General features: G+C 44.9%; 18 protein-coding genes. 9 read left to right on the top strand and 9 right to left on the bottom strand.

All coding sequences use genetic code 11. The features are described from left to right. Positions 1 to 155 precede the first annotated feature (155 nt). The 7 genes from DW947_RS04840 to DW947_RS04810 all read left to right on the top strand — a co-directional run bounded on the left by DW947_RS04840 (position 156) and on the right by DW947_RS04810 (position 8,863). Positions 156 to 1,601 (top strand): serine/threonine protein kinase, encoded by a 1,446-nt coding sequence (locus DW947_RS04840; protein WP_005830096.1) that lies wholly within the window; start codon positions 156 to 158, stop codon positions 1,599 to 1,601. Next, on the top strand, positions 1,588 to 2,358 hold the full coding sequence (locus DW947_RS04835; protein ID WP_005833292.1) for a BACON domain-containing protein: 771 nt from the start codon (positions 1,588 to 1,590) through the stop codon (positions 2,356 to 2,358). Before DW947_RS04840 ends, DW947_RS04835 begins: the two co-directional genes overlap by 14 nt. A gap of 72 nt (positions 2,359 to 2,430) precedes the next feature. Further along, complete coding sequence (locus DW947_RS04830; RefSeq protein WP_117963330.1) at positions 2,431 to 3,255, top strand: double zinc ribbon domain-containing protein; 825 nt, start codon at positions 2,431 to 2,433, stop codon at positions 3,253 to 3,255. A gap of 12 nt (positions 3,256 to 3,267) precedes the next feature. Next, on the top strand, positions 3,268 to 4,542 hold the full coding sequence (locus DW947_RS04825; RefSeq protein WP_005830090.1) for an FHA domain-containing serine/threonine-protein kinase: 1,275 nt from the start codon (positions 3,268 to 3,270) through the stop codon (positions 4,540 to 4,542). Positions 4,543 to 4,558: 16 nt separating this feature from the next. Further along, complete coding sequence (locus DW947_RS04820; RefSeq protein WP_005830088.1) at positions 4,559 to 6,301, top strand: FHA domain-containing protein; 1,743 nt, start codon at positions 4,559 to 4,561, stop codon at positions 6,299 to 6,301. Between the two features lie 8 nt (positions 6,302 to 6,309). Further along, positions 6,310 to 7,368, top strand: a complete 1,059-nt coding sequence (locus DW947_RS04815) for a PP2C family protein-serine/threonine phosphatase (protein WP_005833300.1) — start codon at positions 6,310 to 6,312, stop codon at positions 7,366 to 7,368. A gap of 16 nt (positions 7,369 to 7,384) precedes the next feature. Next, positions 7,385 to 8,863 carry a serine/threonine-protein kinase gene (locus DW947_RS04810; RefSeq protein ID WP_016273069.1) on the top strand — a complete coding sequence of 493 codons (1,479 nt, stop codon included), beginning with the start codon at positions 7,385 to 7,387 and terminating at the stop codon, positions 8,861 to 8,863. Positions 8,864 to 8,922: 59 nt separating this feature from the next. Here the strand turns inward: DW947_RS04810 and DW947_RS04805 are convergent, their stop codons facing one another. Further along, positions 8,923 to 10,053, bottom strand: a complete 1,131-nt coding sequence (locus DW947_RS04805; protein ID WP_044467754.1) for a DUF2027 domain-containing protein — start codon at positions 10,051 to 10,053, stop codon at positions 8,923 to 8,925. A 127-nt stretch (positions 10,054 to 10,180) separates the two neighbouring features. On the opposite strand from DW947_RS04805, the gene DW947_RS04800 reads away from it, so the two are divergent. Further along, entirely contained in the window at positions 10,181 to 11,410 is a 1,230-nt protein-coding gene (locus DW947_RS04800) for an S-adenosylmethionine:tRNA ribosyltransferase-isomerase (protein ID WP_005830078.1), read from the top strand. 5 nt (positions 11,411 to 11,415) lie between these two features. Continuing rightward, the gene (locus DW947_RS04795; RefSeq protein ID WP_005830075.1) at positions 11,416 to 11,919 is read left to right on the top strand and encodes an NUDIX hydrolase; all 504 of its coding nucleotides are present in this window, start codon (positions 11,416 to 11,418) and stop codon (positions 11,917 to 11,919) included. Positions 11,920 to 11,935: 16 nt separating this feature from the next. On the opposite strand, the gene DW947_RS04790 is transcribed toward DW947_RS04795, so the two are convergent. The 8 genes from DW947_RS04790 to DW947_RS04755 all read right to left on the bottom strand — a co-directional run bounded on the left by DW947_RS04790 (position 11,936) and on the right by DW947_RS04755 (position 22,590). Continuing rightward, positions 11,936 to 13,291, bottom strand: coding sequence for an alanine/glycine:cation symporter family protein (locus DW947_RS04790; RefSeq protein WP_005830073.1), 1,356 nt, complete (start codon positions 13,289 to 13,291; stop codon positions 11,936 to 11,938). A gap of 99 nt (positions 13,292 to 13,390) precedes the next feature. After that, positions 13,391 to 14,779, bottom strand: coding sequence for a phosphoglucosamine mutase (gene glmM / locus DW947_RS04785; protein WP_005830071.1), 1,389 nt, complete (start codon positions 14,777 to 14,779; stop codon positions 13,391 to 13,393). Positions 14,780 to 14,804: 25 nt separating this feature from the next. Continuing rightward, entirely contained in the window at positions 14,805 to 15,416 is a 612-nt protein-coding gene (locus DW947_RS04780) for a DUF4827 domain-containing protein (protein WP_005830068.1), read from the bottom strand. A gap of 103 nt (positions 15,417 to 15,519) precedes the next feature. Then, complete coding sequence (locus tag DW947_RS04775; RefSeq protein WP_005830066.1) at positions 15,520 to 16,557, bottom strand: DHH family phosphoesterase; 1,038 nt, start codon at positions 16,555 to 16,557, stop codon at positions 15,520 to 15,522. 86 nt (positions 16,558 to 16,643) lie between these two features. Next, complete coding sequence (locus tag DW947_RS04770) at positions 16,644 to 18,680, bottom strand: ComEC/Rec2 family competence protein (protein ID WP_005830062.1); 2,037 nt, start codon at positions 18,678 to 18,680, stop codon at positions 16,644 to 16,646. 58 nt (positions 18,681 to 18,738) lie between these two features. After that, on the bottom strand, positions 18,739 to 19,389 hold the full coding sequence (rpe, locus tag DW947_RS04765; protein ID WP_005830060.1) for a ribulose-phosphate 3-epimerase: 651 nt from the start codon (positions 19,387 to 19,389) through the stop codon (positions 18,739 to 18,741). 265 nt (positions 19,390 to 19,654) lie between these two features. Next, entirely contained in the window at positions 19,655 to 20,626 is a 972-nt protein-coding gene (fmt, locus tag DW947_RS04760; protein ID WP_005830056.1) for a methionyl-tRNA formyltransferase, read from the bottom strand. Between the two features lie 173 nt (positions 20,627 to 20,799). Continuing rightward, positions 20,800 to 22,590 carry a chloride channel protein gene (locus tag DW947_RS04755; protein WP_005830052.1) on the bottom strand — a complete coding sequence of 597 codons (1,791 nt, stop codon included), beginning with the start codon at positions 22,588 to 22,590 and terminating at the stop codon, positions 20,800 to 20,802. Positions 22,591 to 22,593 lie beyond the last annotated feature (3 nt).

Genomic DNA, 22,593 nt, shown 5'->3' with positions numbered 1-22,593 from the left:
ATTTCAAGCTTTTTCTCATTTTCTTATTTACATTTTTATTAATTACTTTGTGGATAAAGAATTGCGAATATACTCAATCAAACAAAATAATACAATCACACAAAGAAAGGCTGTTTCCAAAAGAAAACAGTTCTTTTACATAATTTATAAGTTCTATGTTAGACAGTGGACAAATCATAGCAGATAGATACGAGCTACTCAAACAACTAGGAAGAGGAGGATTTTCTGAAGTTTGGCTGGCACAAGACAAACTTACGGATGTTAAGGTCGCCATAAAAATATATGCTCCGGGGATGGGGCTTGACGATGCGGGGATATCCCTTTTCACACAAGAGTTCTCCCTCGTATTTGATATGAATCATACCAATTTACTGCATCCTACTTATTATGACTGCTGGGAACGGATGCCATACCTGATTTTGCCTTTTTGCAAAAATGGTTCGGCCTTCCAATACCTTACTGACAACAACCGGATAACAGAAACGGAAAGCTGGCATTTGCTCCATGATGTTGCAGAGGGACTGGCTTATCTTCATGCAAAAACTCCCCCGGTTATCCATCAGGATATAAAACCCGATAATATTCTGATTAATGATGAGAATAGGTATATGATTACGGATTTCGGAATCAGCGCACGGATTAGAAGTACATTACGCAGGAACCAAGGCCAAGAATCCAGTGGAGGAACTTTGGCCTATATGGGACCAGAACGTTTTGGTCCATCTCCCGCCCCTATTATGGCCAGTGACATTTGGTCATTGGGAGCAACAATGTATGAGCTTCTAACCGGTATGCCGCCCTATGGTGATCATGGAGGCGTATTGCAAAAAAACGGTGCAGACATTCCACTTATCAACGAAGACTTTTCTCAAGAATTAAAGGATATCATTTACAAGTGCCTTGCCTTAAATCCATGGGACAGACCCACAGCCAGACAAATTGCAGACTACACTTCCCAACATATCAATGGAAGTCCCGTCCCCTTTAGTCTGTCAAACAACAGCCATGATACTTTGCAAGAGGAAGAGGACAAAACCCATGAGGATTCCATTAGCGCACACTCTTCTGACATAAATAAGATGTCACCCTATCAAGACAAAGGGAAACGCAAAAAAGTTATAGTCGTAGCAGCAATCACAGCTATATTCGCAACAATTGTCATCATCTTTTCGCTAATAAGCGGCAAAGAACCAGTAGTGGAATCCATACCGGAACCGACTCCAACGATTGATTACGACCAAATGTGTCTGTCAATCATTCAAGAAGGCGAAAACTCTAAAATACAAGGAGATGTTTTCCGATTTGACATTGACACTTTAAAGCAAAACAATGATTCCGTATTTGAGGATTTTTACATAAATGCCATTGGCAAATACCGCCAAATAAATTACTACAAAGATTCCATCTCCGCGAAAATATACTTAAATGCAACAGAACTGAAACAGCAAGTAGAGGCCATACTGGATTCTGCCTATCATGTTTTTAAAGAAAAGGCAAATATCATGAAAGACCTTGACCAAGCCGTAGCAGCCCAGGCTTTTGAAGACCGTGCAAAAAAAATAGAACCATATATAAACATAGACAACAATGAAAATGAATAAACTTATCAGACTGATTGTTTTAGCGTTCGCTCTCTCTATGCCAATAAGTATATGGGGGCAATGCGCCTCCATCTATCAAAAGGGAGAGACATACATGAAAAGAGGAAGATACAGAGACGCTATTAAAAGTTTTAAAGCAGCCATGAAATGCGACAGCAATCTGGAGCAAGCATGCAAAAATAAAATCAAAGAGTGTGAGGAAAAAATAAATCCCGCTCCCAAGCCAGCGCCTCCTGCCGAAATCACCAGACTTACCATAGACAGAAAAAGCCTGGAATTTGGGTGTGAGACAAAGACTGCAGAAAGTATAAAAATAGAAAGTCTTCCAGAACAATGGACTGCAATATCAGATGCAGACTGGTGTCAAGTGACTCCCGGTGAGAAGAAACTCTCCATAAGCTGCCAGACCAATTGGCTGACTATCGAACGTAAAGCCACCATTACAATCAGTAATGAAAAGATGAAAGCTACGGTCAGTGTTACCCAAGGTGGCCAAGAAGAATTCATTAATATCGCATTAGATAAATTGGAATTCGGCTCCAAAGGAGAAATTAAAGAACTGCAAGTAGACTCCAATGCCGAATGGGAAGTTGCAGATATTCCTGAATGGTGTGAAGCTATAGCAAAAGACCGTGGCAAACTCATTCTAAAAGTGGGAAAAACCAAGAAGGCCAGAGAAGGAACTCTCATAGTTAAAAGCAAAGGAGGAAAAATATCTTCAATTATTCTTTCCCAGAAAAAGGGAGGTCTATTCTAAATTCATGGTAAACCGACAATGGTGAGAAACTCTGATTTATACAAAGTAATTCCATTATTAAAGTAAAATCTTATGAGATGTATGAATTGCGGTTGGGACAACCATTCCAACACAACAGTATGCCTAAAATGCGGGCAACCTTTGCGAATACCGGAGAATTATGCCAATAGTCAGGACATTTTTATTTCAAAAGAAGGCCATGGAGAAGCTATACCCAAACCGACAGTATTGAATGTCAGCTCCAATGAAGAAAAATGCAGAAAAACTGTGGTGTTTTCCACAACAAATGAAGAAGAGAATCATTCTACTGTTGTACAGCCAATTATAGAATGTCCCAATTGCAATTACCCGGTAGTAGGAGATTTCACAAGTTGCCCTTGCTGCGGAACTCCATTAAAAAGAGCAAACATATCAACAAACAATGAATACAAAACAATAAGAGTAGAAGAGGAAGTACCTTCCGTTTCTGAAGAGAAAATGCTCTGTCATGAATGTGGAAGTAAGATAGCAATAACCTGCTCTTTTTGCCCGAACTGCGGTGTCCGCGTACATCGGCCAACCATACGCCGACAAATAAAGAACATCACAGAGACAGAACCGGAAACCAAACCTCACTGTTCATTAACAATTATACCGGAAGAAGAAGAGAACATTCTTCCGGAAAGATTTGAATATGAAGGGAACTCCATCATCTTGAACCGGGAAAATACAGAAATGTCTAATCGTACAATCACCTCAAAGGAACAAGCTGAAATAGTTTTCGATGATGGTCATTGGTATCTGCTTGACCGAAGTATGCTTCAAACGACCTATATCCAGGTAAACAGAAAAATAGAAATCATACCGGATGATATCATTGTACTAGGTGACCGAAGATTCAAGTTTGAATGTGACTAAATATAACCTCTTGTGAATAACCGGACTGTCGACAGATGTGATTATAATGTAGGGGAATATATCAATAACCGTTATAGGGTTTCCCAAACATTAGGCGAAGGTTCATTCGGTAAAGTATATCGGGTTACGGACAGCGCAAGCAAAGATTATGCGCTTAAACTACTGAGATTATGGGAAGTTCCTCCTGAAATACGTAAACCATTAATGGAACGTTTCGAGATGGAATTCAAAACTGGGCAAATTGATTGTGACTATTTAGTGCGTTCATTGGACTACGGTACAGTTGGAGGCAACCCTTATATTGTAATGGAATACTGTTCCGGAGGAGATTTAACACCTTATTTAGGTTCTGGAAGCAGTAAGATTCCTCTAATTTGCCAACAAATTCTAATAGGTTTACATGCTTTGCATACCAGAGGCAAGGTTCACCGTGACCTAAAGCCGGAGAATGTCCTTTTCAAGAGTAACGGAATCGCTGCGTTGACAGATTTCGGTATAGCAGGGGATAGAAACAAACGTATGACTGAACGCAATATTTTTGGTAAACCCAACCAAATCTTCGGGACTTATGCATATATGCCGCCAGAACAAGTGAACCGCATGCGAGGTGAGGCCACTGTCCTACCCACTACGGACATTTTTTCTTTTGGAGTATTAGCCTTTCAATTATTAACTGGCAGTTTGCCCTTTGGCGAATTGAGCAGTCATAATGAATTGGCACTATACCAGAAACGTGGGAAAAATGGAGATTGGAACCGGCAGAAATTGACACAGTTGAAACATAGAGAGCAGTGGCAGCAACTCTTTGCAGGATGTCTTAATCCAGATTTCAAAAAACGTTTCCAGTCTGTGCAAGAGGTATTGGAACACCTGCCAGCAATAAGCCAAGTCCCTATGGAAAGAGGATATTGTCCACCACAAACAGTCAATGGTTTCTGTATACGTATTATGCAAGGTGAAGAGTACGGAAAAATATATCAATTAAGTGAACTTATAAAATATGGCAATAGAATCCTTACTATCGGGAGAGAACGCGACAATCTGCTACATATAACAGAACAGCAAAGTGCCTATATATCACGCCATCATTGCACAATAGAAACAAATCCCGCCACTGATAAATGGATTATTCGAGACGGGCAATGGCAGAAGGAGTTAAAGTTGTGGCAGGAGTCCAGTAATGGGACTTATGTCAATTCCACCCAAGTCACCAAACAAGGGCATATACTGAAAATTGGAGATATCATCTCCATTGGGGATGTAAAAATGAGATTTGAAAACTATTAATTATATATCAAGTAGTATGGATACACAAAATTACAAACGTACCTTAGCCGGCTCAGTAGGGGCTGGTATGGGGGCATTAATGGGTGCTTCCGGTAGAACTTACTTTATTTTGGAGCACAAGACCTCTTCAAAGTATCATCAAGCGGGAGAATCCCAAAAAATCATTGTCGACCAAGTAGAATTAGGTAGAGACGCTTCCTGCCAAGTACGCTTTGATGAAAGTTTCGAAACAGTTAGCCGCAAACATGCTGCAATTGTACGCGACGGTGAAAACTGGAAACTTATCCACCTTTCACACTCCAATCCGACATTGGTCAACGGACATCCTATAAATGGGTCCTACTATTTACAAACAGGAGATGAAATACAATTATCCGTTGGCGGACCACGCTTGGGATTCATTGTTCCACAAGGTCGCCAAGCATTAACTTCCAGCATTGGATTGACTGAGAGAATGAGCCTTTTCCGCAAACAAGCCTTACGCCCCTACAAGACCGCATTAACAATCATGGGAATTGTTTTCGTACTGGCGGTGGCAGGATTGGCTGCCTGGAACTACAGTTTAGGTGTAAAAAATGATTTGTTGGCACAGAAGACAGAAGAACAAGAACTTCAACTGAAAGGATACCAAAACCAATTGGATTCACTGGGGACCGAAAGAGCATCTCTAGAAGCACAGCAACGGGAGTTAGAGACCAAATTACGAAACAGTGACGGTAATGCAGAGGCCTTAAAAACACAGTTGGACAACGTTAATAGTCAATTAAAGAATGTCAATGCAAGTTTCTATAAGGTCAAATCAGACTTGGACAATCTCTCAAACAGCATAAGCACTAAAAGCATTGAGAATTCAAGCAATGCCATTAACGCAAATATACAAGAAGGCACCAGACTCTCCAAAGACCAATATTATGAAGACCCTGATATAGCAGATGAACAAGACAGTAATGCTTCAGGAGATTTGAAAGATTATTATGATTATATCTATACAATTAAAGTCGACCGTATTGAAATCGAATATAATGGAACAAAGTTTGATCCGGGCATACAAGTTTCAGATATAATCTGCGGAACTGGCTTCATGCTATCAAACGGAATGTTTGTAACAGACAGGCAGAATGTCGAGCCATGGATATACTCCAACACAGAGTGGAAAGACCCATGGCGTAAACTATTGGCTGTATACAAAGGAGCAGGATGTAATATCATTATCCATTACCGTGCATACAGTACCAAAGGAACTGGAAAGCCTCTGACATTTACCAGTAGCGATTTTGCCAAAGACGGACGAAATGATGTACAAGTGACCGAAATAGAAGTAGATAAATCCATCAGGGTACAACTAAGGGAACATGGGATAAAATTGACCTATACACGTAGGAAATATATCAGTGTCAGCATTGTTACCCCTGCTGCCAACAGTTGGGCATACATTAGAGGAAAAGGCGTTTATGGTGAGGGATTGCCTTACGACATTACCGCCGCAGACAACATGAGTGGAGGTACAGAAGTTCAAATGGTGGGCTATGCAGGTTATGCTGATATTCATAATCTTACTCCGGCTCATTTCAATGACCATACCAATATAGCCGACACAAAATATGAGACTACCATATTACAGAATCGTGTGGCAGAGCCCGGTTATTATGGTTCTCCAGCATTCCTTCTAGAAAATGGTTCTTACAAAGTAGTGGGTTTCATGGTAGGAAGCATAGAGGGTAAGGATCGTTTAGTACCAATCAGAAATTTAATACATTAAAATTAAACATGTCCGAGATAAGCATTAAATTAGCGGCAGGTACCAATGTTGGTTTAGTCAGGAAAAACAACGAAGACAATTTTGTTGTCAATCGTGATTTATGCCAATCAGAGTGGATTATCCCCCAATCGATAGAACCCATTTCTTTAGGACGGTATGGCAGCATATTGGTAGTGGCCGACGGAATGGGCGGCACCAATGCCGGAGAAGTTGCTTCTGCCATAGCCATTGAGACGGTGCAAAATGCATTCACCCCCGAGAATTTAGGAGATATTATTACGCAGGAAGGCATTGTTACCTCAGAAGAAGCCGTTGAAGAATTTCTGGGTAGAACTGTCAAAACCGCTGATTTAAATATTGTCAATGCAAGTAAAGAAGATAGTAGTACCCAGGGAATGGGTACTACTATTGTCATTGCTTGGATATTGAACGATAAAGCCTATATCTGTTGGTGTGGCGACAGTCGTTGTTATGTATTCAATGGCAATTCAGGTTTTTGCCGTTTATCTAAAGACCATTCCTATGTACAAGATTTAGTAGATCAGGGAAAACTAGATCCTGAAAATGCGTTTGACCATCCTTACAGTAATATCATTACCCGCTGTTTGGGAGACCCGACCAATCGTTCCAATCCCGATTTCCGTTCCTATAATTTAAAGGATGGCGATACTCTCCTACTATGTAGTGATGGGTTATGTGGTTTATGCCACGACGAAGAGATAATGCAAATTATAGAAGAGAACCAGGATGATTTAATGACATGCAAGGATAGGTTGATAGAAGCTGCTCTTGAAGCAGGTGGATATGACAATATTACGATTGTGCTATGCCACATCATGCTACAGGATACCGAGCCCAAAGCAAAGTTGAACAATACAGTGTTCAGCAAACCCAACCACCACAAAATCCGGAAAATTCTTCTGTTACTCCTGGTACTGGCTTTAGCGGCAGGCTTCTATTTATATAGAAATCCACAGCAATATGCAAAATGGAAAACGATACTATATCAGGCAGATACGGTTCTGGTTACAGAGACAGACACTACTAACACTACCCTAACAGATTGATTACTATTGTGAAACTATGCAACTGAAAAATGGTGATATATTTGCTGAACACTATCAGCTGAAGAAACTATTAGGAGTCGGAAGCTTTGGTGAAGTCTGGCTTGCCCGAAATATATTGGCAGATGTAGACGTTGCCATAAAGTTGTACGGACTGTTGGATGACAACGGCATAAAAGATTTCCGGGAAGAATTCAAACTTGCCTACAAATTACACCATCCCAATCTACTGCACCTTAATCATTTTGATGTTTTTGGACAGTGCCCTTTTTTGGTAATGCCTTACTGTCCCAAAGGGTCCTCAGCGAGCTTGAAAGGCAAAATGTCTGAAAAGCAAATCTGGCGCTTCATACGCGATGTATCATGCGGATTGATGTTTCTTCATAATCAGAATCCTCCTATCATTCATCAAGATATAAAACCCGATAATATTTTGATAGGGGATGATGACAAATTCATCATCTCAGATTTTGGCATCAGCCGTAAACTGGAGCATACTTTTCGTAAAAGTATCAACAAAGTAGAAAGTTCCGGAACACTCGCCTATATGGGACCAGAACGTTTTGCAGAGAAACCACTGATTGTGGCTACCAGCGATATATGGTCTTTAGGGATGAGTGTTTATGAATTATCCACTGGTCTTGTATTATGGGAAGGTATGGGAGGTTGTGTCCAACTGAATGGTGCACATATTCCAGCATTAGATGAGAAATATTCTTCCCAATTGTCCCAGTTTGTTCACGCATGCCTTGCCCTCAACACTTGGGACCGACCCACAGCCCAACAAGCCTATGAGTTTGCTTGCTCCATACTAAAACAAACAAAGACAGACTCTCCTTCAGTACAGCTGAAGCCTATTGCTCCACTTTTTCCTAAAACAACATCACCACGCCTTAAAGAAAAGTTCTGTCCTTCGAACATGCATAAACGCATAGCAGGATGGACCGGCCTTGGTATAGTATTGATTCTATTGCTTGTCAAAGGAGGTTCCATATACTTTAGACACCTTGAAGAAGAGCGCAAGTACGCTGCATGCCGTACAGAAGAAGACTACAGAGATTTTCTAAAAGAATACCCCTCCTCATCTCATGCAAACTTTATAAAACAATTTTTGGGAAACAAGGTAAATCCAATCTCCCCAATAAATAGAGAAGAAAACATCGTTATGGACTCGGTAAAAACGGATACTGCAAAACTTGAACAGTTCCAAGAGGAACCTAAAAAACAGATTGTCCACCCGCATCCACAATCTTCTTCACAGCCAGAACTTCCCATTACTGATATAAGAGAAGTCAGAAGAGAAAATGAAGAACGCCTCTTCTATAGTTGCCAGTCAGTAGCAGATTACGAAGAATATTTGCGAAAATATCCCAAAGGCAGGTTTGTACATAAAGCCAAAAGAGCAATCCAGCAAATAGAATCAGAAATGATGCAGTCCAATCCTTCCACTCAAGAAATACACATAAGAAAAAATACAAGAGTCAATGTCAGACTATAAATAATGAATAGGGCATTCCAACGTTTGAACTGCCCTATTCACTATTCAAATACTTGATTTTATTTAATCGTCACCATCGTCGCCCCAAATCCATACTCCTGGAACGAAGCATCCTGATGGCGGCAGTCAGGATATTTACGTTTCAGCTCGTCCAGCAAGGCTTTACGCAGCACTCCATCTCCCTTGCCGTGAATAAAGACGATGCGTTGTTCGCGCTTTTTCTTGTATTGTTCCATCACTTCACGAAACTTATCCAACTGATAATTCAATATTTCGCTGTTGCTCATACCGCAGGTGTCATCCAGCAACTCGCCGATATGCAGGTCAATCTCGACAATCCCATTCTTACCGCCACGCTTGATAACCGTCTGCGGTTTGGACGGAGTATCTGCCGTTTTTTTCTGTATTAAAGCCTCCTTCAGTTCCTCTGCCGAAACATACACCTGCTTGGCAGGCTGGTCATTCCGGACAATATCATACACCAAAGCCGGTGTTTCAAAGAAAACCGTCTGCTGGAATGTATGCAGTTTATAGAATTTTACCATATCTATGCGGACTTCCACACTGACAGCCGGTTTCATTGTGAACGCACGGTTATCTTTGAATGCCACCAGCTGTACCATCACACGTTCACGGTCGTTCAACTCGGACTTTTCGAACTCCTCCAGCAGAAGTTTCGTATTCGGCTCTATCAAACCATGCGAACGGGCTGTCCAGGACTTTCCTTCGGCACTCGAATAGGTATAATACATATAATAATTACTATCGTTCACCAAATATGTCTCGAAAGGTGTAGTGCTGACAGCCTTGATATCCTCCGGAACAAAAGCCAGAAAAACATTCAGGATATCTCCGCCTTTCATCTCGGGCTGACGATAAACAGATATCTGCGGTTTCTCCAAACGGACCGATTGAGGCTCCGAAACCTGAGACTCCATAGCAGACGGCCTTGCCGCAGTAGCGGCCGTGCGCAATTGTTGCTCTTCTTCCCGCTTCTTCTTGGCAGCCGCTTTGGCTGCCGGAGTGGGGATATTATAATCATCGGTCTCTATCACCACACATTCGTTTATGGGCATCGGTATGTCAAAACCGTCGGCATCTTCCACCAACACGATGTTTTTCCCTTGAAATCCTGTCACAACACCGCCCCCAACTTCGCTGAGGAAACGAACTTTATCTCCTATCTTCATAGTAACTTATCTTTTAGTTTGTCTTTTCCTACTTTCTTCCTGCAAAGTTAGGAATTATTTCCCTTATTCTTCAAATCTTCCCAAATATCCGTACCTTTGCAGCCGATATAATAAAGAGAAAGCCATCATGAAAGAAGACCCCAGACATATCAGAATCAGCGAATTCAACTACCCGTTGCCGGACGAACGCATTGCAAAGTTCCCATTGTCCGTACGTGACCAGTCCAAACTGTTATTGTATCGCCACGGAGAAGTTTCAGAAGACAGATTCACTTCACTGCCGGAGTATCTGCCATCGGGAAGCCTGATGATATTCAACAATACCAAAGTCATCCAAGCACGCCTGCATTTCCGGAAAGAAACGGGAGCACTGATTGAAGTATTCTGCCTGGAACCCATACAGCCGAACGACTACGCCCTCAACTTCCAGCAAACCGAGCATGCCGCCTGGCTCTGCATGGTCGGCAACCTGAAAAAATGGAAGGAAGGCATGCTGAGACGTGAGATGACCGTGAAAGGCAAGTCACTCACCCTGACCGCCGAACGGGGTGAATGCCACGGAACCAGCCATTGGATAAACTTCCGCTGGAATAATCCGGAAGTGACTTTTGCCGACATTCTCGAGGTCTTCGGTGAATTGCCCATCCCCCCCTACTTGAACCGGGAGACCCAGGAAAGTGACAAGGAGACTTACCAGACTGTCTACTCCAAAATCAAAGGTTCGGTGGCTGCCCCTACAGCGGGACTGCATTTCACCCCACGCGTATTGGACGCATTGCGCAATAAAGGAGTAGAATTGGAAGAGCTGACACTCCATGTGGGAGCCGGAACCTTCAAACCGGTGAAAAGTGAAGAAATAGAAGGGCACGAAATGCATACGGAATACATCTCTGTCTCGCGCAACACATTGGAAAAACTCATAGTACACGGCGGCAAGGCAGTGGCCGTAGGAACAACTTCAGTGCGCACATTGGAAAGCCTTTATCACATCGGAGTCACTTTACTGAATAATCCAGAAGCCACAGAGGAAGACTTGCACGTCCACCAATGGCAACCTTATGAAATGTCTGCCAAGGCCACCGCCACCTCTGCAGTAGAAGCCCTGCAAGCCATTGCTGCCTACCTGGACAGACATAGCATGGAGGCTCTGCATACCAGCACTCAAATCATTATCGCTCCGGGATATGAATACAAAATCGTGAAGGCTATGGTGACTAATTTCCACCAACCGCAAAGTACCTTGCTGCTGCTCGTATCAGCTTTCGTACACGGTGATTGGCCGAAGATTTACAACTATGCACTGGCACATGATTTCCGCTTCCTGAGCTATGGAGATTCATCATTATTAATACCCTAAGCACAATGAACCACGATAACAATCAAGAGATGTTCCCCCTTGTCGACGAACAAGGCAACATCACAGGTGCCGCCACCCGTGGCGAATGCCATAACGGTAGCAAACTGCTTCATCCGGTAATCCATCTTCATGTATTCAATTCCAAAGGTGAGTTGTATCTACAGAAACGTCCCGAATGGAAAGACATACAACCGGGGAAGTGGGACACCTCCGTAGGCGGACACGTCGATTTAGGTGAAAGTGTAGAGATGGCGCTAAAACGCGAAGTACGCGAAGAGCTCGGCATTACCGACTTTATTCCCGAAACCGTCATGCATTACGTCTTCGAGTCTGCCCGCGAAAAGGAACTGGTCTTCGTACACAAAACTGTCTACGACGGTGAAATACATCCCAGTGACGAGCTGGACGGAGGACGTTTTTGGAGCCCCGATGAAATCAAGGCAAATATCGGCAAAGGTGTATTCACCCCGAATTTTGAAGGAGAGATAGGAAAGGTCATCAACTTGTAGTGGAAGCTGCTTTCTATCAGTTCGCAAAATATTCCTTCATCTTTCTCCTGACCCGTGGAGCAAGTAACAGCAGTGACGTCATCGTAGGCAATGCCATCAAGGCAAAAGCCAAATCCATGATGGCAACCACTGCTCCCAACGGAATCATGGCAGCCACAACAATCATCACCAAATAGAAGTAGTTATAATACTTGGCATTCTCCGCACCAAACAAGAAGTTGGTGCACTTCAGTCCATAATACGAATAAGAGAACATGGTAGAAAAGGCAAAGAAAAAGACCATCACCATCAACAGATAATGCCCATAGCCGGGAAGGAGCTGCTCAAAAGAATTCAAAGCAATATAAAGGCCTTTTATGCCTCCTTCCGACGCATAGTTTCCAGCTATAAGAATAGGGAAGGCCGTCAATGTACAAACAAGCCCCGAGTCGATGGCCGGTCCAATCATGGCTACCAGCCCCTCACGAATGGGATTGTCATTACGGGAGGCGCCATGCATCATAGAGGCCGTACCTACACCTGCTTCATTGACGTAGGCAGCACGGCGGGCACCAGTCAGTGCAGTTCCCAAAATTCCACCGATACCGGCTTCCAGGCTGAAGGCAGACTGGAAAATGGAAGCCAACACTCCCGGCAACTTATCAAAATTCAAACAAAGAATAACGAAGACAAGCAGCATATAGCAAGTAACCATCACCGGCACTATTTTAGCCGAGATAACCGAAATGCGCCGGATGCCACCGATAATGACCGCCCCTACCACCAGGCTAATGACAATACCCATCACAAAACGCAGACCGAGTGTATTCTCTATTCCTGCCGGAGTAGTAAATACCGTAGTGACAGACTCGACCAACTGATTGGCTTGCATTACACACAACGTACCTATCAACCCCACCACCGCAAAGAAATAAGCAAACGGTTTCCAGCGTTCGCCCAACCCATGAAGAATGATATACATCGTCCCCCCTTGCGGTTCTCCGGCAGAATCGTGTCCTTTGTACATAATGGCAAGAGCCCCTTCAAAGAATTTGGTGGACATACCCACAACGGCACTTACCCACATCCAGAAAATGGCTCCGGGACCTCCTACTGTAATAGCGATAGCCACCCCCGCAATATTCCCCATACCCACTGTTGACGCTATGGCGCTCATCAAGGCCTGGAAAGAACTGATTTGTCCTTCGCCCGCCACTTCCGATTTATAGCGCAAGGCCTTTATCGAATATCCGATGCGGCAGAGGGACACAGCTCCGGAATAAAAGAACAAGAAAAGTCCTCCCCCTATCAGAAGGATAAATAAGGGATACCCGCAGACAAAGTCACTGACAGTGGTTATTGCTGAGCCTATAGAATCTAAAATACCATTCATAGTAGTAGTTTGATGGAGGAGTTCATGGGAAGGTTTAAAAAAAGTCCCACTTCTCTTTCACGGGAAAGTGGGACATTCATTATAACATTTCGTTCGGCCTTATTTAGCCAGGTCTTCAATCACCTTCATAATCTGCTGGCCGATTTCCTCGGCAGCCTCCGGTGTGGCAGCCTCACTATAGACACGGATAATCGGTTCCGTATTGCTCTTACGCAGATGAACCCATTTGTCGGGGAAGTCAATCTTCACACCGTCTATATCATTGATTTCTTCATTCTTATACAGCTCCTTCACCTTGGCAAGAATAGCATCTACATCTGTTTCAGGAGTCAAGTCTACACGATTCTTTGCCATGAAGTATGCAGGATAGGATGCACGGAGTTCGCTCACCTTCTTACCTTCGTGTGCCAGATGGCTCAAGAACAAGGCAATACCTACCAAGGCATCACGTCCATAGTGGCTGGCCGGATAAATTACCCCACCGTTTCCTTCGCCACCGATAACGGCACCTACTTCCTTCATTTTGGTAGTTACATTCACTTCACCTACGGCAGAAGCGTAATATTCTTGCCCATACTTGCGAGTTACATCGCGCAAGGCACGGGTCGAACTCAAATTGGATACCGTATTGCCCGGAGTATGTTTCAATACGTAGTCGGCAACAGTAACCAGTGTATATTCTTCACCGTACATCTTGCCGTCTTCGCAAATCATTGCCAGGCGGTCTACATCAGGGTCTACAACAAATGCAACATCTGCCTTCCCCCCTTTCATCAGGTTCATGATGTCACCCAAGTTCTTTTCCAAAGGCTCGGGATTATGCTGGAAGTTACCGGTCGGTTCGCAATAGAGCTTCTCTACGTGCTGAACGCCAAGTTGTTCAAGTAGTTGCGGCAGAATAATACCACCTACAGAGTTTACACAATCGATGGCTACACGGAAGTTTGCCTTTCGGATAGCTGCCACATCTACGAGGTCAAGTGCCAATACGCTGTCGATGTGTTTCTGGTTGTAGCTTAAATCCTGACGGTACGAGCCAAGTTGGTCCACTTCGGCATAGTCGAATTCTTCGGCGGCGGCAATGCGGAGTACTTCCTGGCCTTCGGCAGCGTTCAGAAATTCACCCTTTTCATTCAGCAGTTTCAACGCATTCCACTGCTTGGGATTATGTGAGGCAGTCAGAATAATACCTCCACTGGCACCTTCCATGGTTACAGCCAGCTCGGTAGTCGGAGTAGAAGCCAAATCAATATCCACTACATCCCAGCCCATACCCATCAAGGTACCGACTACTACGTTCTTGACCATCTCGCCAGAGATGCGGGCATCACGCCCTACCACGATTTTGTTACTTTTTACAGTACACGTCTTACGAATCAGGGTAGCATAAGCTGAAGTGAACTTCACAATGTCGAGCGGATTCAATCCCTCGCCAGCACTACCGCCAATTGTTCCGCGGATTCCAGAAATAGATTTGATTAGAGTCATAGGTTAATGATTTAAAATTTATCGGTTAGTTCCAAATTTGGAGTTTATGTAAATCGTAATAATAAGGATGAACGTCCCGCATAGCATCCGACTGTCCCATCTTGGAAGGAACAATCAGCTTCACATGTGCTCCGTTACGAATATAATTCAACGCAACCAGCCAGCCAGCAGGTACAGACGAACCATGATATATAAGCATATAGCCTTGAGTGAAAAGTCCGGCAATAGACGAAGAAGTAACAGAATATCTAAACTCATCCACAACAGTCGGACTATTCATATTGGTTATATACGATTTCACCCCTCCAACAGCTATCAACCCTTGTTCTTCAAAGCGCACCAAAATCAAATCATTCGGTTTAACTGTATCTGCAGGATTCGTCGAACCTTTATCCACAATCTGCATATACACCCCGCTTGCCAGCTGCACATACTCATTCCTGCTTACATCCGTTGTCGAATCTTGCGCATAGAATTCACTTTGAGAAATAACGACAATGCTACTATCTTTGATAAATGCTTTGATGGCATCTTTTTCTTCCTCAAGCATTTCGGCATAAGTTTTAGAATTATCGCATGCCTGGAAGGCTAAACAAACTGCAAGTAAGGCAAAAAAGAATAAAGTAAGTTTCTTCATTTCTGTTATTTAGTAATTTCGTACAAAAGTATCTGATTTCCTTGAAAGTTGAAAGCTGCGGATAGAAAGTTCGTAACTTTTAACCTTTACAACTGAACTTTTTTTATCCTTTGGCATTCAGCAGCGGTTTGTATTTCTCCAAAGCCTGCTCAAAGACCTTGCGGGCCTCATCCATCGTTCCATAAAATTCACCGCCGGAAGCATTCAAATGACCGCCGCCGCCAAAGAACTCGGCAGCCAGCTGATTGCAGGGGAATGTACCGACCGAACGTAAAGAAATCTTTATCATCGGCTTCTCCGTATCTTCACGCAGGAAGCAAGAGAAAATCACCCCTTTGATGCTTAAAGGAATGTTCACAAACCCCTCACTATCTCCACGCACATAGTCGAACTGGCTTTGTTCGGCTTTAGTCAGAGAAATTAAGGCTGCATGATAGTCCGGATAGACCTTCATTTGTGACAAGACATATCCCATTAGGCGCAAACGGCTTTCTGAATAAGTATTGAACACCTTGCGGTAAATCTCGTCCTTGTCAATACCTTTCGACAACAGTTCGCTGATGATGAAATAGATTTCCCGGTTATTGGAATTATAGGTGAACCCGCCGGTATCCGTCATCATACCCGTATAGATGCACTCCGCTCCTTCCCTTGAAATGTCACTGAAATAGCCCATACGGCAAATCAGGCGGAAAACCAGTTCCGAAGTGGAAGATATCTCCGGATGGGAAATGATAATCTTGCAGAAATCCTCCGGATGGAGATGATGGTCTATCAGTATTTTTCTTGCCGGGGATGCAAGAACAGCGTCACCCATGGCATCTATACGATGGATAGCATTAAAGTCCAGACAACAAATGACATCCGCCTCGGCAATCAGCTTGTCAGCGAACTCCTTGTAGCGGTCGTACAGAAGGACGTCCTTGCTCCCGGGCATCCATTTCAAGAAGTCGGGAAAGGCGTTCGGCACAATAACATTCGCCGTCTTTCCCTGCGAGCTGAAGAAGTGCCACAAGCCCAGAGAAGAGCCGATGGCGTCCCCGTCGGGACCCACATGCGAAACGATTACTATCTTGTCTGCACGGTCAAACCATTTGGTGAAATGGTCTATCTTGGATTGTTCTATTACTTTGGTCAACATATTTTTATTTACTATTTGACGATTGACTATTTACTATTTGGCGTTTATAACAAATTGAAGGGGCAAAAGTACGAAAAGTTTGTGATTTATAACAATATGCGGTAAGAACCTTTTTGAGAAAGAAGAAGATAGGGAATACCTAAGCGAACGCAATCATTGGCAATCTTATTCTGATAATAGTCTGAAAGAGAAGCGTCAAGCACCACCATGCCCATGGAAAAGAGCGAAGTAAGTTCCTCTATCCCACCTTGATACCCCTTGGAGACATACAGATAATCAACTGAAAGGGGATGGGAAGAGCTCTTGTTTCTCCAACGGTTGTCGGAAAGAAGACAGATGCGCTTACCGGCGTAAGAGACAATCTGGTTGCGCATGGATAAGCCGGAAGTGGTATAATCTCCGGCAACCAGTCGGGGAGTCTCCAGACGCAGGCGGTTCCAATGCGGAGAAAGGGCACGGCACAAACACGGCATATCCGGCAAGCTATCGGCACATGCCAACCAAGAATGACGGTTGTCTGCCATACAATGGACAACGGGACAGCCTCTCACGCTATAAAAAGCAATCCCCTGCCGGGAAGCATTGGACATGATGGAAAGGGAATGCCAGGAAACCACTGCCAACAATGCCAGCAACGCAAAGCAGACTCTACGTACCGTAAGGCGTAGAAAGCCATAATATGCCATCCCCAAGAACAGATAGACGAGCAGAACACCCCATATATCCAACCAAATATCATCGACAGCAGCGCCGGGAAGACGCTCTATCCAGCGGAGCACTTCATTCTGGACATGTACCAATGCCTCTACTACCCTTGCAAACAGATGTTGTACAAAAGGCAGCGGCGTAAGCATCAACAGAAAGACAGCAGAATACAGAACGAGCGACACCATGGGAATTACCCAAAGATTAGTCAACAGAAAATGAGTGGAAAAACGGGAGAAATAGAAAATGACCAAAGGGGCCGTACCCAGCTGAGCCGCCACAGACACTGTCATAAGTCCCCACAAATATCGCAGGAAACGATTGTCAACCTTCCAAAGGGCATATAACTTAGGCTGTACAAGTACAATAGCTGCAACCGCCGAGAATGACAACTGAAAACCGACATCAAACAACCAGACCGGCTTGCACAGCAGCATCAGGAAAGCAGTTGCCGCCAGCGTATTCAGAGTCAGCGGCTTTTCCGGCTGCAAACCGGCAAACGCCAACAAAGAGAACATGATGACCGACCGCACCACCGAGGAAGACAATCCCGTGAAAAAAGCAAAACTCACCAAGAAAAGGACCAGAAGCAAAAGCAACAAAGGTTTCAACCGCCGCCATCGCCTCCACAAAGGACGAAGCACAAACAAGAGCAAAGCATACAGAAACCCTATATGCAATCCCGAAAGTGCCAGTACATGGCTGGCTCCCGAGACGGAGTAGGTCTCCACAATATCATCACTCAGTTCCTCTTTATCCCCCACTGTCAACGCAGCAAGTACCGCCAATTCATCAGTTTCAAAACCCAAACTCCGGTATAAGCCAATCACTTTCTCCCTATAATCCAGTGCCACCTGGCTGACAGTGCGGGAGGCATCATGCCCCGTCTTCCGCCAATGTCCGTCAGCCACGTAGGCCGTGCCGCTATAACCTTTCCGCCTCAGGTAGCGAGCATAGTCAAACTCGTCGGGATTACCATTGTTCGCCGGAGGAGCAAGCCGGGTAGATACCAGCAACTCATCACCACGGCACAAAGTGACCGTAGCAGAATCTTTCGGGAAATAAGCCAGAAAAAGATGATTCCGGGGACAACCCGTAACTGTATCCTGCTCCACCTCTCCCAGCAGGGCAACCCTGCACAATATGCTGCGCTCCCTCTCTTCTGGATGCTCACGGATACAAACCCTATAAACAGCAGGTTTGCCCGAAAAGGGAAATACCGTCTTTCCCTGCTGCCAACTCATCAAGCAGAACCCCGTACCACCCAAGAAAAGGTATACCGCCGCTCCATACACCCATCCGGTATGCTTGTATCTACCTATAATAAAAAGAAAAAGCAGAAAACCTGCCACATACTCCCATGCAGAAAGCACATGTGGAAACGCATCTCCACACAAAATACCAACTACCAACGGCATCAACAGTCGAAGGAAAGGATGCCGTTGCCAGCTGTCGATTATCAATCCAGAAGACGGATTACAGATTCCTTAATGCACGGATGGCCTCTTTCGGGTCGGGAGCCGAGAAAACGGCATTGCCTGCCACCAGTACATCTGCTCCAGCCTCTACCAGACGCGAACCGGTTTCCAAGTTTACGCCACCGTCCACTTCTATCAAGGCCTGCGAACCGGTAACCGTAATCAATTCACGCAATTCGCGCACTTTATCAAGAGAATGCTCTATGAACTTTTGTCCGCCGAAGCCGGGATTTACGCTCATTATCAGCACCATGTATACATCATTAATAATATCCTTCAACAAGGACACGGGAGTTGCCGGATTAATCGTTACTGCCGGCTGCATCCCTGCTTCGCGAATTTGCTGCACCACGCGGTGCAGATGCGGACAAGCCTCGTAATGCACATTCATGACATGTGCTCCCAGAGCCTTCACCTCCGGAATAAACTTCTCCGGCTGTACAATCATCAGATGCACATCCAAAGGCTTCTGCGACAGTTTTGCCACATACTTCAGTACCGGGAATCCGAAAGAAATATTAGGGACAAACACACCGTCCATGATGTCGATATGTACCCACTCCGCCTCACTTTCGTTAATCATTTCAATGTCTCGTGCCAGATAACCAAAATCGGCAGAGAGAATAGAAGGGGATATGATTGGTTTCATAATGTTATGTTCTAAAGTTTACGAACTTTGTTATGTACAAATATAGAGAAAAGATTTAATTCAGCCTAACATTGGAAGTCAAAACTCTCACTGCAAACTTACTGCATACCTTTTGCAGCGTCACTGCAAACGTGTTGCAGTGCTACTGCAAAGCAGTTGCAGTCACACTGCATATTAGTTGCAGCAACACTGCAAAGTGGTTTGCAGTGACGCTGCAAAACGAGTGCAGTAGTTTTGCAGTAGGAAGTCACTGAATGACAATCAGTTATTTCATCACGTATCCTTCCGTCAACCGGAAGCCGCGCAACAGTTCATCCGTTTTCAGTCTCTTCTTGCCCGGAAGCTGGAGGGAGCAGATGCCGACAAAGCCATCTTCGGCAGCAACGCGGATATAGGTCTTCCCGTCTGTCTGCAAGGTTCCGGGAGTCAGTTGATGGGATTCCCCTATTTTCTCCGTCTCGAAGATTTTTACCACAACAGATTCTCCACCGGGTTGGACCAGCTCCGTCCAAGCGGCAGGATAGGGAGAAAGACCGCGTATAAAATCGTAAATACGCTTCACCGGGCGGTTCCAGTCAATACGACAAGTATCTTTGAAGATTTTCGGTGCCGGACGCAGTTCACCCACGACGGCCATTTCTTCTTGAGGAATACTTTTCACTGTACCGGCAAGAATGGCATCTACGGTTTCTACCACCAGGCGACCGCCCAACAGCATCAGTTTGTCGTGGACGATACCCACGTTGTCCGTATCGGCAATGGGTACCCGTACCTGCTGGATAACCTCACCGGTGTCAATCTCATGTTTCAGGAAGAAAGTGGTGATGCCCGTTTCCGTATCACCATTAATCACCGCCCAGTTGATGGGGGCTGCGCCGCGATACTGCGGAAGCAGGGAAGCATGCAGGTTGAAGGTGCCCAATCGCGGCATGTTCCATACCACCTCCGGCAACATGCGGAAAGCAACGACTATCTGCAAATCGGCCTTCCATGCACGCAACGCCTCCACAAAAGCCTCATCCTTCAGCTTCTCCGGCTGAAGAAGCGGAAGATTATGTTCCAGTGCATACTGCTTCACCGGAGAAAACTGGAGTTTATGTCCCCGTCCGGCAGGCTTGTCGGGCATCGTAATGACACCCACCACATTGTAGCCTCCTTCTACCAGGCAACGAAGAGCCTCCACCGCAAAGTCGGGAGTACCCATATATACAATCCTCAAATTCTTCTTTTCCACCATTTCATTTACAGTTTACCATTTACAATGTACCATTTGCGAGGCAGCTCATTTGCCCATTTACAATTTACCATTTACAATGTACGAAGCATCTTCTTTGCGATTTACAATGCCCCATCACCCCGAACGGCAAATAGTAACTTGTAAATAGTAAAATAGTAAATACCAAAAAGTCCTCAGTCTTCCGAAAAATGTACCAATACTTCACGGTACGAGTTGAATATCTTCGACTTGGACACGAAGCCCAAGTATTTGTTTTCCGCATCCACCACCGGCAGATTCCACGCCTTCGTATCATCAAAGGTACGCATCACCCGCTCCATACTGTCCGTATCATACAGACGTGCCGGAGCCGAAGTCATCAGTTTTCCCACCGTAAAGCGATGATATAACTCCTGGCGGAACATAATGTTCCGGATATCGTCCAACAAGACAATGCCAATCAGCACCCCTTCCTTATCCGTCACGGGAAAGACATTGCGATGCGAGGCAGAAATGGCCTTTACCAGTTCGCCCAAATCCATTTCGGGATGCACGGTCACAAAATCCTTTTCCACCACATTCTCCATCTTCATCAGGGTAAGGATGGCCTTGTCCTTATGGTGCGTCAACAGTTCTCCTTTCTTGGCCAAACGCATGGAATAGATACTATGAGGCTCGAACATGATGATGGTAAGATAAGAACTGACGGAAACAATCATCAGTGGCAGAAACAGGTCGTATCCTCCCGTAAGCTCGGCTATGAGGAACACGCCGGTCAGCGGAGCGTGCATGACCCCACTCATGACCCCCGCCATTCCCATCAAGGCAAAGTTCTTCTCGGGCAGATAAGCCGTCATCTCTATTTCATTGCTGAAATGTGAAAAGACAAAACCGGCAATACAACCCAGATACAACGAAGGTGCGAAGATACCGCCGCAACCGCCCCCGCCATTCGTGGCACTCGAGGCAAAGACCTTGAACAGAATAATCAGTATGAGGTATATCAGCAACAGATTGCCGTGCCCGTAGAAGAAGGAATTATTCATCACCGTGTCCCATTCGGCATTGCTCATCCCATTCAGCAACAATTCTATCGTATCGTAACCTTCGCCATACAACGGTGGGAAAAGGAATATCAGGATACTCAGCATGGCACCGCCCATTATCAGTTTCTTATAGGGAGTTCTCAACCTTCCGAACACGCCTTCCACAGAGTTCATGGCCCGGGTAAAATAAAGGGAAACCAATCCGCAGAAGATACCCAGCATAATGACATACGGAATACGCTCCAGTTCGAAAGCTTGGTCCAGATGGAATTTGAACATGGCATCCGTACCCGTCACGATATAGGAAACAGTTGCAGCCGTCACCGCAGATATCAGCAACGGCAACAAGGAGGACATTGTCAAATCTATCATCAGTACCTCCAGCGTAAATACCAGACCGGCAATCGGCGCCTTGAAAATGCCTGCAACCGCACCGGCAGCACCACATCCCACCAATAGCATCAGCGTACGATGCTCCATCTTGAAGATGGTTCCCAGATTGGAACCGATAGCCGAACCCGTCAGCACAATAGGCGCCTCTGCCCCGACCGAACCACCGAAACCGATGGTAATGGAACTGGCTATGATGGACGACCAAGTGTTATGCCGTTTGATGCGTCCCTGCCGCCGCGAGATGGCGTATAGGATTTTGGTAACACCATGACTGATGTCGTCCTTCACCACGTAGCGGACAAACAATCCGGTCAGGAAGATACCCACTACCGGATAGACCAGATAAAGGTAGTTGGCTTCCGTCGCATTGAAATTATCCGTCAGGAAGTTCTGTATCCAGTGTATGATGACTTTCAGTATCAGTGCGGCGAATGCCGTAAAGATACCTACAAGAAAACTGAGAATCAGTATGAACCGCTTTTCCTTGATATTCTTTTCGCGCCATATGATGAAGCGCTGCAACAAACTCCTCTTGTCCTCTGCCATTTT

Origin of the sequence: Bacteroides sp. AM44-19, assembly GCF_003603395.1 — a bacterium.
GTDB lineage: Bacteria > Bacteroidota > Bacteroidia > Bacteroidales > Bacteroidaceae > Bacteroides > Bacteroides uniformis.
Note: the sequence above shows the minus strand (reverse complement) of the source record. Positions and strands in the feature narration are given on the sequence as shown.